We start from the raw sequence: 12,839 nt of genomic DNA, 5'->3' as shown, positions 1-12,839 counted from the left end.
CATCTGGCGCTTCCAACAGGGTGCGCTTTGCGCGACAATACCCAGTCGCACGCATCGTCGGACGACGAACCGGGAGAGCGTAAACATGCTTGTCGATCTGATGACCGAACGACCCATTACGTCCGTCCCCTATCAATCCGAGTATCGAACCTACCTGGCGCGAATGACCGCGGCAGAGATTGACGCAATCAGGGCCGCGCTCAATCAGATGATCGACGGCGACGAGATCCACACCGCCGGCTGGATGCCGGGAAACGACTGGCGCGGAACACCCTTTCAGCCGATCTACGAGAAGGCCGCACGGCACAGTTTCGAAGCGTCGGCCAAGTGTTTCGGTCTGATGGTCTGGGAGGTGTTCATGCAACGTCCGGAGAAGTGGACGTCAGGCCGCTTTGAAAAAGACGGTGAGGACATTGGTAGCCGGACCTATTTTCGCATCCGAGACTGACGGCCTGCGTGACGCTCGCGTGCGAGGTATCGTTAGCCTCTGGGCTGCGACCGGCATCGCGGGCCTCGGTGACGATGGCGCGGCGGCGCCCGGTAGCGCTTAGCCGGTTGATCCAAAACCGATAGCGTTCTGAGGCGGTGAAAGACATGTGTGAAGGGGATGTTGCTGGTATCCAGTAGGATACAAGCTTGCGGGCCCGGTGCCACGACGCAAACCTATGGCTTGAGATGAAAGCAGCTCTTGAGCTCAGTGAATAGATATAGGCACCGGAGCGGCCGTTGATGCCGGGCATCAGATTGCCAAGCTCCAGCTGCTGGCGCGGACCACCAGGATGCTCGCCGCGGCTTCCGCTCCCGCCAGCAAGCTTGAGCGATCGCGCAATCGTCATTTCCGCGCCGGCGCGCAAACTGATTGCGCGAAGCGTGCAGATTCAGAACTGATCGATGCCCATGGCGGGTGTCAGATCTGACTTAAGCGAGAGCAGACGGTGCTCCCATCGGAAACATCGAATGTCCATTCGACGAAGAACTGTCACGCGATCGCAGGAGGCCACGGTTATGGCAGCGGCCCCACGATAGCTTGGTCGTGACGTTCCGCTATGGTTGAGAGTTGATCCCTGTGCTGCTCACGCGGCTCAGGTATGTTATGCAGATCGCGGAAGAATTCCTCGTGGCGGCGCGGCGTGGACATAAGAATATGCCGCGCGTCACGAACGCCGACGTTTGTGAAGCCGTGAATGATGCCCCTTGGAATGATCACGCGGGTGCCGGGGCCGACGGTCTCAGTCATGACGCCGATAAGATACCTTAGTTGGCCCTCGATAACGATGAAGAGCTTGTCTTCGGTCGACGAAATATGAGCCGGCGCGCCGAAGCCGGGCTTGATAGTCATATCCAGAACTGTGAATGGGCAAGGATAGGGGTTGATGATCTTGGCGGCTATTCCTGCAAATTCCGTCGTTTCAAATTCTGTGGTGACACTAGGCTTCATTTTCGCTCCAAGGTTTTGTGAAGGCGACGATTGCCGGCCGGGTCGAGCAAGAAATGGCGATGATGTCGGGAGCCCGTGCTTGCTCAGCCAGCGGCCGGCGCCCCGGGTTCTCGGACAATGTCCCTGCAGACGCGGGCAACGATCTCGTAAGTGCGACGGGCAACAACGGGGTCGCGTATCAGCGTGATGACCATCAGCTCGTTGGCTTGCGTTTGTCGCACCATATCCTCGATACCACATCGCACCCTATCGGGTGAGCCCACGATCGCATAGGATAGGGGTTGCGCAGGTGCTGCTGCCGCTACGGCAGGGTTCGCTGGATCGTCGGTCGACGATCGCACGCTCGACTTTTGAAACCACTGCAGCAGGACAGGCCGGATTTCCGCGAGCAAATCATCGGCTTGACCATCGGTGTCCGCGGCAATGATGAAGGCGGAGATCATCGCATAATTGCGCTGCAGGGTCCTTGAGGGGCGGAAATTTGTGCGATAGGCCCGCAACGCTACCTGCAGGTCATCGGGCGCAATATGCGTCGCATAGGAGAATGGCAGGCCAAGCTTTCCGGCCATTGCCGCCGACGATGGTGACGATCCTAGGAGCCAAACCGGAAGATCCATGCCACGGGAAGGCACGTACGGCGCGTCGTCCGCCTGCCGCTCATCGAGCAATGTCAAAAGCTCGCCGAGGTCGAGCTCAAATCGATCGCGCGCGTCCGGCGGCTTGCGCAGCATCCGGAATATCTCGGAATCTGCACCAGGCCCGCCTGTCGCGCGCCCAATCCCGAGATCAACCCGACCGGGATGCAGCCCCGCCAGCGTTCCAAACTGCTCAGCTATAACCAGCGGTGAATGGTTGGGCAACATCACGCCGCCGGATCCAACGCGGATCGATTTCGTCAGGCTGGCGATGTGTGCGAGCACGACGGCTGGCGCTGCGTTGGACAGGCGTGGGACATTGTGATGCTCGGTAAACCAGAACCGCCGATAATCCAGCGCCTCAGCCAACTGCGCCAGTTCGACTGTGCGGCGCAGCGATTTGCTCACTGTCTCGCCCTCACGCATTGGCGAAAAATCAAGGACAGATACCGGGAGCGGCGTACCCATGGCATGCTCTCTTACGCGTGCAAGGCGACGGCGTAACGATGCCTCGCATCGCATGCACATCTATCTAGACATATGGCAGTCGGAGACTCGCCGGTCGCCACACAGCATATTTCTGCGGGGTTGATGTTGCTTGTGGGAGCAGTCATGACGTCATTTCCGTAGGGACAACGCCTTCTGTCGTGAAGCCAACGCCGCGCCGATGAACAGCGCAAGGGCGGAAACGATCAATCCGCGCTCGAGACCGCCCGGGCCGTCGGCGATCCATCCTACGAGGGCGGGGCCAATGATCTGGCCGAAAGCGAACACCACCGTGAACACGCTGATCGCGGAAGACCATGATCCTTGCGGAAGATTGTGCCGCACCAACACGGTGGTCGATGCGACCGCCGATAGCAGGACCATCCCGAAGGCAAGGCCAGATGCGAACACCACCGGCACCGCCGAAGTCATAGCCGGGAGGATGGAAACTACACCCGCGATAGCGTTAAAGATCGCCAGCGACTCGCCGCCCTTGAAACGATCCAGCATCGGCGCCCACAGGCGCGAGGACAATACGACGGCCACGCCTAACAGCGTGTAGAACAGGGTGATCGTTCCGGCCTGCATGCCCTGCTGCTTGAGCAGTGCGATGACAAATGTCATGTAGGCAATATAGCCAACGCCGAACATGAAATAGCCGGCCAAGGCAAACCCGAAGTCCTTCACGGTGAACTCGGAGTTTGTGGTCTGATCAACGGGAGTTTCACCAATCGCCTTTGCAGGGAGCGCCATGATGGCGGTTGCGAGAAGGCACGCTCCGCCAAGCGCGAACCACGCCCATTGCCAGTCATGCGCGCCGCCCAGTCGTGGTGCGGCGGAAAGTGCCGCCGGTACCAGCAGCGCGGAAAGTGCGATCCCGAAACCTGTTCCGCCGTAATAAAGACCGATCAGAAATCCGGCCTGTTCGCGGTGCATCGAGCCGAGCCGGGTCGCCAGAACGCCGCCGATCACGAAGACTGACGCACTCGCGGCACCTGCGCCAAGGCGGAGCAGGATCAGAGATATTGAGTCGGTTACAACACCCGACAAGAGCAAGAATATGCTTGTCAGAACGGAGCCAATGATCAGCAGTCGCCAGATGCTGTGGCGGCGCATCAGCGCCGGAACCGCCAGCGCGCCAATGAAGTAGCCGAGCGCATTGGCCGTGTTCATCGAGCCAGCCAACAAATAAGACCAGCCAAGATCAGCACGCATGGGCGACAGCAGGAGCCCATAGGACAGACGGGAGACGCCGAGGGCAATGGCGGCAGCCAGTGACAAGGCGAGCGCCGTGGCGATCGGATTGCGCGGAAGGGATGCCGGAAGCGCGGTTTTATATGACATAGGGCCGCCACAGATGGTGGAGTACGATACTTTAGTGATCAATAAATTTCGTGACGACCCTTGTCAATCAAATAGAGTGAATGCTAAATAACAAACAGGAGATCAGAACATGCCCCGGCCGAGAAGCTTCGACATTGATGAGGCGATCAAAGGAGCGACCGCGCTGTTCTGGAAGAATGGCTATCAGGGCACGTCGCTTGCGGACTTGACGACGGATATCGGGATCGCGCCCGCGAGCTTGTATTTTGCGTTCGATAGCAAAGCCGGTCTCTTCAGGCGGGTGCTCAACTACTATTATCAAGCGTACCTTGGCCGCGTCGATGAAAAGGCTTTGAACCAAGCCACGGCGCGCGAAGTCGTTGAGACAATGCTCTATGGGTTGGTGGACCTCTACACGGATAAAGGGCACCCACCGGGGTGTCTTTCGGTCAAATGTTCTCAGGCGTACGCAGAAGAGGCCGAAGTTCAAGACGAACTGACAAAGCTTCGTCACGCCCGCCGCAAACGGCTGGCTTTACGTTTTCGGGTAGCGCAGGAGAGGGGTGATCTGCCGGCAAATGCGGATTCGGACGCTCTTGCACTATTTGCGATTGTCGTCGGTTGGGGATTGGCTTTTGCGGCGCAGACGGGAGCAAGTCGGACGGACCTTCGCCGCACAGTCGAGACTTCGCTCCGTGGCTGGCCGACTTAACAAGATGGCCGTGCAAACTTCACGCACCCTTGAGCGCCGCTCCTCATAGGATCAGCTTGAACCCACGCGCATCGATATCCATTCTACGTTGCAGAAGCAACGCCGCAACTCGCTCCGACGAGCGAGTATTCTTGGGGTTGGGACCGCCTCGGAAGTGACCCTTCTTTCACGCCTGTTCCTGCTCGTCGCTGTCGCGCTCGTACCGGCGATCGCGATCCAAGCCTACAGTGAATTCGGCCGGCGTGAAGCGCGTCAGGTTGAAGTGGAGGATCAGGCACTGAGCCTCGCCAAGCTGGCTGCAGCAAACCAGCAACAAATTGTTCAGGGGATTCACCAGGTCCTGATTGCGCTATCGGAACTGCCGGCAATCAAGGCGGGGGACCGCATAGGGTGCAATTCCTATCTGGCGGCGATGAAGCCGCGCTTCCCAGCGTTCATTACCATCATCGTCGCTGACGTTACGGGCTTGTCTTTCTGCCACACAGACGGAAATCGCCTAGCGGTTGACATCTCCAAACGCACTTACTTCGCGAGCGCCCTCAGGACCGGCTCTTTTACGATCGGAGAGTATTCACGAGGCCTGTCCTCCAAGCAAAGAGTCATACAGTTTGCGATGCCGTTCTACGCCAGCGATGGCAAGATTGGTGGCGTGATAGTTGCAAGTCTTGGCTTGGATTGGCTCGCCGGCTACATCGCTCGAAGCGGCGTGCCTGAGGGCGCGGCTCTCGCGATCACGGACCGCAACGGCATTTTCCTCGCCCGCTATCCTGATAACGACCGGTTCGCCGGAAGAAAAATGGCTGACGGAAAGTCATTGGACCGAACCGGTACGGCCGATGTCGTCGATGTCGACGGTGTAGAGCGGATCGAAGCCTATTCTGCCCTCCAGGATGGCTTGGGCGCCCTTGTTGTCGACTTCGGCCTAGACAAGGCACTGGCTTTCAGGGAGATCCAGCGTCAGACGCTGCGCGACATCTTCTTGATTGTCCTGAGCACTGCACTGGTGTTGCTGCTGACATCGTTGGGCGCCCGGAAGTTCATTCATCGCCCGCTCGGGCGACTGGTTGATGCTGCGAACCAATGGCGACTCGGTAATTTCGATCGGCGAGTGGATATCGGGGGGACCTCCGAAATCGCGCGCGTTGCCGACGCGTTCAATATGATGGCCAATGCGTTGGAGCATCGCGAGCAGGAGTTGTCTAAGGCCAAGGAGGCCGCCGAAGAGGCCGCCGCCCGGATCACGACGATCTTTGAGAGCACCAACGACAGTGTGCTCATCGTCGATCCGAATTGGCGTATCACCTATTTAAATGGGCCGGCCTGGACCCGTTTCGCCGCGGGCAGCGAGATCGTCGGCATGGGACTGTCCGAAGTATTTCAAGATGAGTTCGACCGGGACATCTTGCGCGAGATTGTGGAGGCGATGTCGGAGCAGCGGCCGGCCTTCGTCGAGGCGTTCTGTCCGCGCCAAAATATCTGGTGCGCGATCAATGCATTCGCCTCCAGTCAAGGCTACGCGATCTTTCTTCGCGACATCACCGAGCACAAGCATGCTCTGGAAGCGCGTCGGCAGATCGAGGAACAATTTCATCAGAGCCAAAAGATGGAATCTGTTGGCCAGCTCACCGGCGGTGTTGCGCACGACTTCAACAACCTGCTTACTGTCGTTTCCGGCAACCTTGAACTCATCGAGACCGCGAGGGACGTTATCAAGATCCGGCAGTTCGCTGCGGTTGCGCGGCGTGCCATTGATCGAGGGACTAAGCTGACGGCGCAGCTTCTCGCCTTTTCGCGGCGGCAGACTTTGAATCCAAAACTCGTCGACGCTAATCGCCTCGTCGCCGACTTCCAGGTGCTCATACGGCAGGCGGTCGGAGCCAGCTGCAAGATCGAGCTGCAGACCGAGGATCGATTGTGGCTATGCCACGTCGATCCGTCGCTGCTGGAAACGGCCCTTCTCAACCTGGCGCTCAATGCGCGGGACGCCATGCCGGCCGGCGGCGTACTCGAGATCGCGACGCGGAACGTCGCTGTGGAGGAGGGAGACGTTGGCGGCTGTCTGGCCGGAGAGTATGTCGCGCTGTCCGTCGCCGACAGCGGGTGCGGAATGTCCTCCGATGTCCGGGATCGAGTGTTTGAGCCGTTTTTCACGACGAAAGAGGTCGGCAAGGGTACGGGACTTGGCCTCAGCATGGTTTACGGCTTTGTCCGGCAGTCCAGAGGACACGTGACGGTCGACAGCACGCCGGGCGTGGGAACCAAATTCACGCTGTATCTGCCCAGGGCCGCCCAACGACCGGATGCGGAGCGGGAAACCCGGCAGCCTGAAGTTATGCCGGCAGCCTCCGAGCGCATCCTTGTTGTCGATGATAACGAGGATCTCCTGGAGGTCACCTCGGAAATGCTGACCACTTTCGGATATTACGTTTCCTGCGTTGGAAATGCCGCGGAGGCGCTCCGGCTGCTGCAATCCAGCCAGGAATTTGACCTCCTGTTCAGCGACGTCGTGATGCCAAACGGGATGAGCGGTGTCGAGCTTGCCCGCGAGGCGAAGCGACTAAGACCAGGCGTCAAGATCCTGCTGACGTCCGGGTACGTGAGAGACGAACTGGAGAGGCATAATGCGGTGGATGAGTTCCCCATCATTCATAAGCCTTTTCGCCTCGCAGACCTGGCGCGGCGCCTGCAGGCAATGCTGCGCGAAGCATGATCCGCTTGCGCTTCGACAACGTCGCTCCCGCAGGGACCCACGTCACAAACGTCGCACAGTTCGCTGCAGAGCGCGGAGTTTTGTCACGATCAGAACGCCACCCTGTTTGACCGGATGGCTGGCGCAAGCCTCGACGGTTCGGCGTACGGCGGCTCTTAGTTTGGCCGGTCGTGGTCGGCCGTTCCTTGCGACAGAGCCGTACAACAATAGCAAAAGAGGGACAGAGGCAGCCCTCGAGAACACGTGGCTGCATTGGGGGAGCAGTCGTCGTTGTTCGCTTCGTTTATTGCTGTTTCCGTCGACGGGCATCGTGGCGAAGCATGCGCGGAGCTCAACGATTGATGTTGTCGTTTGCCGTTTGCGCCATATTGGGCGCAAGCCGGCGAGCTTTGGATTCGATCGGAGGAACGCAGCTCGCCGCCCAGGTCGGGTCGGCGGCTGCGTCCGCATTTAGCCGTGCGCACGCGGCCGCGAGCCTAGCTGGCAGCTTTGGTGTAGCGCTCCGCGGGAACGGAGCGAGAAAGGTTCTGGAACAGCGCATGGCGGGCTTGGTCGAACTCATCCCATTGCGCTTTGTCGGCCAGAGACGGCGTGGTGGCGAACTCGCCCTGGTCGAAGCCGGCAAGGGCAGCATCGACCATGGTCTCCGCCGACATCACCATCTCCTTCGGAAGGTTCTCGACGGGCATGCCGTTGTTGGCCCAGCTATCGGTTGCGACCACCCCCGGCAGCACCACTTGGATTCGTACGCCCTTGTCGGAAAGCTCGTTTCTCAGGGACTGGCTGAAGGCCAGGACGAAGGCCTTAGAGGCGCTGTAGACGCCGTTCAACATCTCTGGGCCGATGGCCACACCTGAAGAGAGATTGATGATTGACCCGCCGCCGCGCTCGACGAACTTGGGCGCGGCGGCGTAAGTGAGCCGCATAAGGGCATCGATGTTCACTGTAACGACGTTGCTCATCGCGTCGACATTGGAGTTGAGCAGCGGGGCCACAGGACCGAGGCCGGCATTATTAACGAGGAGTGAGATGCGCGTGTCGTTGCGCAGAATATCTTCGACGCGGCCGAGATCTGCACGGTTGCCGAGATCGACGGCGTAGGTCTCGACCTGGCGGCCCGTTTCGCGCCTGATCCGGTCAGCGATCGATTTCAGGAGCTGTGCGCGACGGGCGACGAGTATGAGGTCATAACCGCGGCGCGCGAGCCGGTCGGCATAGACGGCCCCGATGCCTGCGGAGGCGCCGGTGATAAGCGCGAAGCCCTTGTTTTCCTGGGTCATTTATCTCTCGTGGTTGGGCGGGCAGCACGGGCGTCCTCGCCGAGGTTCCGGGGAGTTCCGGCCTATGGCAACGGTGGCAGCCGACGGGTCGGAAGGTTTAAATTTGCAACCTCTCGACAGAAGGGGGGCTTGGTTTAAATTTGCAACCCACTTCTAGGTGTGTAATGCAAGGAGATGTTCGTGAAGGGCAGGAGGACGGACCTCAGCCAGAACGCGTGCGCGGCGTCCCGCGCCCTCGAGGTGTTCGGCGACTGGTGGTCGCTGCTCATCGTCCGAAATGCCCTCTTGGGCATGGAAAAGTTCAGCGGGTTTCAGAAAAGCATTGGTCTGGCAAAGAACATCTTGTCGCGGCTGAGGAAGCTGGTCGATGGCGGCGTGCTTCAGCTCGTATCTGATGAGGCGTCGCCGAACCGCCACAAGTATCTTTTGACCGATAAGGGCAAGGCTTTGGCCGTGGTGATCATGGCGATCTGGCAGTGGGGTGAGGAAAACTGCTTTGATCCGGGAGAATCTTTGCCGTTGCTGATCGATAAGGCGTCCGAATTGCCGCTGGCTAAGCTCGAGATCAAAACGGCCGATGGTCGTGTTGTGGATCCGCGCGAATTGCAGATGAGCCTAGTCGAACGGCCATCCTGAGCCTGACCTCGAAGGTTGCAGGGCGCGCCGCGCCGCCAAGACCCGACGGCGTCTCCGACTCCTTCAGCATTTGTCTGCTGCCGCGAAGGCATCAAGCGTACGAGTGCTGTACAAATGGTTGCCCCACCATCTGCCAAGGCGTCGAAAACGCTGAACCACATCAGTGGATTTTCGGAAGATGTGCCTCAATGCTATTTAGCGCACCGACACGATTCGGACATGGGGCCTACGCCTTCGGAAGGCGAACGCTGTTGTATCCAGCTGATCTACCTGGATGTCCGATTTCCTGCTGGCAAGAGATGTCTTCGTGTCTGCCGCAATGGTCCATTTTGTGGAAAAGCATAATATGGTCCGGTCAAAGCCTCTTGCTTGCCGAGGATTCACTGCCCCCGGGGCACGTTCAAAGCACATCGACGAACCGAGCAAATGGTAAAGGGTTGTCACCACTCTTCTTACTAAGGTCTCCACGCGTGCGAAGCGGGCATGGCAGCCAAGGCCGCGGCTTCGTGTGTGAGACATTCATTGCGTTGAGGGTCCCACCGTTGCCGAGCCGATGGTCGTCATTGCTGTTACGAAGTTCGCATTAGCAATCGCTACTGCCTCGCGTCGATCTCACAAGGTTGCGAAAATTTGCGCGGCACGGCCAGGCAACGGTGGGGGCGGAGCTTTCCACAAGCAGTTGCGTGGCGACCGTGACGGCTAATACTGTACCAGCCGAACGCTGCGCAGTAGGTCGGGTATATCCCGGTAGAAGTTCAAAATCCATTGCGTCTTCACTAACGGAGTATCGTAGCGCGTTGGATCGTAAAGAAGGGCCGGGGGCTGCGTTCTGCGCGAATTCGTGCTTTGGCGCCTCAAAGGACCGCGTGCGCAGTTCAAGCTCGCCGATCTCAACGAGGAAAAAGATCAGCCGACCAAATATCCGCCGTCGATGGGCAGGCCGACGACGCCGTGGACCATTGCGGCGCTGTCTGAGAGCAGGAATGCGATCGTGGCCGCGACTTCGGCGGGCTGGGCGACACGCCCCATTGGTGTCCGGTCGAGCCCTGAAGCTTGGTCGGATTGGGCCAAACCTTCCTGAACATCTCAGTATCGGTGACGGTAGGGTGGACCGTGTTTACCCTTATGCCCCAGCGCCCGAGTTCGAGGGCCATAACCCGCGACATGTCGTCGAGGGCGGCCTTGGAGGCCGCGTAATCGGCGTGCCCAGGCGCGCCGGTCAGGGTTGCTAGGGCCGAGACGTTGATGATGACGCCTCGATCATTTCGCGCAATGAGGCTCCTGGCCAACTCTTGGGAGAGATCATCGACACCACTGTATGAAGAGTCATCATCTCGTTGAACGCAGTCTCGGTCGTATCGAGGAATGGCGGGAGGCCGGCCAGCACAATTGACGAGCAGGTCGGCCGGAACCGATTGCTTTGCGGCATCACGAGCCATCGCCGGATCAGAGAGGTCGACTACGATTGATCGGCATCCGATCTCCTTTTCAAGGCTTGCAAGATCGTCCCGACTCGACCGATCGCGATGATCGAAGCGCCCTCACGGGCGAGAAGCCGTGCGGTTTCCCGCCCGATCCCTTTGGTAGCGCCAGTCACGATCGCGATCCTTCGGTCAAACTGCATGCTCAATAGTCGTTCCTCGTCTTCGACCGGCACGCCGCCCAAATTAACGCTCGTATCTGCGCTCCGGCTGTTACCGTTTGCCTACGTGTGGCGAGAAAGATGTTTCAGGCGTAACGAAGCCGCTCATACGGCTTGCGGACATAGTGCGGTCTTCCCTCGTCAGCCGCTACCTTCCCGCGATTTGCGCAGGATGGTGTTGGTGTGTCCATGCTGGGTGATGTCGATAACTAGAAGCCGTGTCGGCTCCTGTCCTTCACTGGCACCAGTATGCCAGCGTCCCACCGACTCCACCACGAAGTCCCCCGGCCGATACGTCTTGCTTTGACCGGTCTCTGTGTCGGTCACGCGCAGACTTCCCGACAAGATGTAACCGTATCGAGGATACGGATGCTCGTGCTCCGGAAGGTGCGCCCCAGGGGAAATTTCGAAGATCGACGCTGTCAACTCGACACCTTTGTTGGGCAATACGATCTTTTGCCCCGCCGACGTAGTCATCGTGGAGAGCAATTTCCTGACCGTGACATCCGTTTGCTGATGCCCATCCGTTTGCTGCTGAGCGTAGGCTTGTGAAGTCACCGATGCCAACAATCCGACGACGAGGCATTTCAGCCTGTGGGGCAGTGTAATTCTGCACCATGGTTGGCACATCGCGGCCAACAGAGCTCTGGCGGATCTAATCATCTTGAACGTCTTTCTGTTTATGGTGATCGCATCGAGGATGCGAAGCGATTTAGCCACCAGAGGATTGCGCGCAAGGCTTCAAAATTCACACTACGGTGTACCTTGCGTGACGACCTCGATCGTCATTTCAATTGAAGCTTTGCGGGAGTCAGAGCTTAGCTTGCCACGGCATCATAGAGATGAAAGCAGCTCAAGTTTTCGCTATCGTGGAAGGCCGGGCTCATCCACGAATGATCGGCATTCAGGTGGGAATCAGACCGGATCCGCGAAAGCTATCGATCAGCACATCGAACAGCTTTAGGTCTGCACGGCTCCGCGCCATCAGTTGCGCGCCCGCAACGGCAGCGAAGATTGCGCGAGCCCGAGTCTCACGCTTGCTGGCGGGGACAGAAGCCGCGGCGAGCATCCTGGTAAGCCACGCCACGTTGACATCGGCGAACGCCTGCACTTCCGTCTTCACGGTGTCGGGCAGGTCGTCATATTCGGCCGCCATGAAACTGCAGAGGCACATTCGGTTGTCCTGCTCGAGCGACCGGCGGAAAAGGCCTGGATAAGCTCGCAGTGCCTTTCGCGGATCGCTGTTCACCGTTGAAAGAGCTTCAAGATTCGCCGCCGCGTCTTGCCAATAGCGCTTTGCTACCGCAGCTCCGAGCTCAGCCTTGCTAGGGAAGTGGTGATAGATGCTCGCAGCCTTGATGCCGACCTCATTCCCGATGTCGCGGAAGTTCAGTCCGGCATACCCGTGCGCCTGAGCCTTCCTGCGCGCCGCAACAAGGATCGCTTCTCTCGCGCTTTCGCTCATCACCATCACCTCAACTTTTCTCGACCAACTGTTAGGTAGGGTTGAAACCTCAAACCTGCAATATTATCAAAATGAGCCTACCAAGTGACAGGTAAAGCCGCTATGCCCAATTGTGTGACTTATGTGGACGGCGCGTGCATGGCCAATCGCATTGCAAGACGAGGAATCTCGCCCGTTGCCATGCAAGCTCATTTCGATCGGACCGCTGAGGTCGAAATGTACAAAGAATTCCGGCGGATCATCGGCGATGCAGCTTTGGTCGAACGTTGCCGGAGGTTGCGTGCGATTGCCGAAGACTCCGGTTTTCCGAGCGAGTTGATGCGACGCCAGGGTGATGGCGATGGGTGAGGTCGGGTCGGGCGTTAAAGTCCATCCGTTAGAACAACGACGGTCAGTCCGCGCCGGAGATTGACAAATCAGCAGCAAAGCAGCGCAGGCGAGGAGTTTGGCTCGCCAGCGGTCGACTGTTTGCGGGCGGAGTGGCCGGTTCGCTGGTGAGATTTACGACTGAG

13 protein-coding genes and 1 pseudogene are annotated in these 12,839 nt (G+C 58.9%); 5 read left to right on the top strand and 9 right to left on the bottom strand.

The window, feature by feature from the left end; genetic code table 11:
- The first annotated feature begins 85 nt into the window (after nt 1-85).
- Nucleotides 86-448 carry a hypothetical protein gene (locus ACVMIH_RS11870; protein ID WP_456861869.1) on the top strand — a complete coding sequence of 121 codons (363 nt, stop codon included), beginning with the start codon at nt 86-88 and terminating at the stop codon, nt 446-448.
- 555 nt (nt 449-1,003) lie between these two features.
- On the opposite strand, the gene ACVMIH_RS11865 is transcribed toward ACVMIH_RS11870, so the two are convergent.
- The 3 genes from ACVMIH_RS11865 to ACVMIH_RS11855 form a co-directional block, all read right to left on the bottom strand.
- Entirely contained in the window at nt 1,004-1,438 is a 435-nt protein-coding gene (locus tag ACVMIH_RS11865; protein WP_456861867.1) for a cupin domain-containing protein, read from the bottom strand.
- 83 nt (nt 1,439-1,521) lie between these two features.
- On the bottom strand, nt 1,522-2,541 hold the full coding sequence (locus ACVMIH_RS11860; protein ID WP_456861865.1) for an LLM class flavin-dependent oxidoreductase: 1,020 nt from the start codon (nt 2,539-2,541) through the stop codon (nt 1,522-1,524).
- A gap of 150 nt (nt 2,542-2,691) precedes the next feature.
- Nucleotides 2,692-3,903 (bottom strand): YbfB/YjiJ family MFS transporter, encoded by a 1,212-nt coding sequence (locus tag ACVMIH_RS11855; protein WP_456861863.1) that lies wholly within the window; start codon nt 3,901-3,903, stop codon nt 2,692-2,694.
- A 109-nt stretch (nt 3,904-4,012) separates the two neighbouring features.
- Here ACVMIH_RS11855 and ACVMIH_RS11850 point away from each other — a divergent pair, with 109 nt between their 5' ends.
- Nucleotides 4,013-4,594, top strand: a complete 582-nt coding sequence (locus ACVMIH_RS11850; RefSeq protein ID WP_456861861.1) for a TetR/AcrR family transcriptional regulator — start codon at nt 4,013-4,015, stop codon at nt 4,592-4,594.
- Between the two features lie 154 nt (nt 4,595-4,748).
- Nucleotides 4,749-7,304: an ATP-binding protein gene (locus ACVMIH_RS11845; protein ID WP_456861859.1), complete on the top strand. Its 2,556-nt coding sequence runs from the start codon at nt 4,749-4,751 to the stop codon at nt 7,302-7,304.
- A gap of 476 nt (nt 7,305-7,780) precedes the next feature.
- On the opposite strand, the gene ACVMIH_RS11840 is transcribed toward ACVMIH_RS11845, so the two are convergent.
- A complete protein-coding gene (locus ACVMIH_RS11840; RefSeq protein WP_456861857.1) occupies nt 7,781-8,584 on the bottom strand; it encodes an SDR family NAD(P)-dependent oxidoreductase in 804 nt (267 codons plus the stop codon).
- 180 nt (nt 8,585-8,764) lie between these two features.
- On the opposite strand from ACVMIH_RS11840, the gene ACVMIH_RS11835 reads away from it, so the two are divergent.
- Nucleotides 8,765-9,220, top strand: a complete 456-nt coding sequence (locus tag ACVMIH_RS11835; protein ID WP_456861855.1) for a winged helix-turn-helix transcriptional regulator — start codon at nt 8,765-8,767, stop codon at nt 9,218-9,220.
- A 906-nt stretch (nt 9,221-10,126) separates the two neighbouring features.
- Here the strand turns inward: ACVMIH_RS11835 and ACVMIH_RS11830 are convergent.
- The 5 genes and pseudogenes from ACVMIH_RS11830 to ACVMIH_RS11810 form a co-directional block, all read right to left on the bottom strand.
- Nucleotides 10,127-10,249, bottom strand: a complete 123-nt coding sequence (locus ACVMIH_RS11830; protein ID WP_456861853.1) for an SDR family oxidoreductase — start codon at nt 10,247-10,249, stop codon at nt 10,127-10,129.
- Nucleotides 10,250-10,338: 89 nt separating this feature from the next.
- Nucleotides 10,339-10,686 (bottom strand): annotated as a pseudogene (locus tag ACVMIH_RS11825) (SDR family NAD(P)-dependent oxidoreductase); the annotation flags it as partial.
- Nucleotides 10,680-10,844 (bottom strand): SDR family NAD(P)-dependent oxidoreductase, encoded by a 165-nt coding sequence (locus tag ACVMIH_RS11820; protein ID WP_456866448.1) that lies wholly within the window; start codon nt 10,842-10,844, stop codon nt 10,680-10,682. The gene ACVMIH_RS11820 and the pseudogene ACVMIH_RS11825, both read right to left, overlap by 7 nt.
- Nucleotides 10,845-11,003: 159 nt before the next feature.
- The gene (locus tag ACVMIH_RS11815) at nt 11,004-11,582 is read right to left on the bottom strand and encodes a cupin domain-containing protein (protein ID WP_456861851.1); all 579 of its coding nucleotides are present in this window, start codon (nt 11,580-11,582) and stop codon (nt 11,004-11,006) included.
- 184 nt (nt 11,583-11,766) lie between these two features.
- A complete protein-coding gene (locus ACVMIH_RS11810) occupies nt 11,767-12,327 on the bottom strand; it encodes a TetR/AcrR family transcriptional regulator (RefSeq protein WP_456861849.1) in 561 nt (186 codons plus the stop codon).
- A 138-nt stretch (nt 12,328-12,465) separates the two neighbouring features.
- On the opposite strand from ACVMIH_RS11810, the gene ACVMIH_RS11805 reads away from it, so the two are divergent.
- Nucleotides 12,466-12,675 (top strand): hypothetical protein, encoded by a 210-nt coding sequence (locus ACVMIH_RS11805; protein WP_456861847.1) that lies wholly within the window; start codon nt 12,466-12,468, stop codon nt 12,673-12,675.
- Nucleotides 12,676-12,839 lie beyond the last annotated feature (164 nt).

It is taken from the genome of Bradyrhizobium sp. USDA 4503, from assembly GCF_054055815.1.
This window is presented reverse-complemented; position numbering and strand designations above follow the sequence as displayed.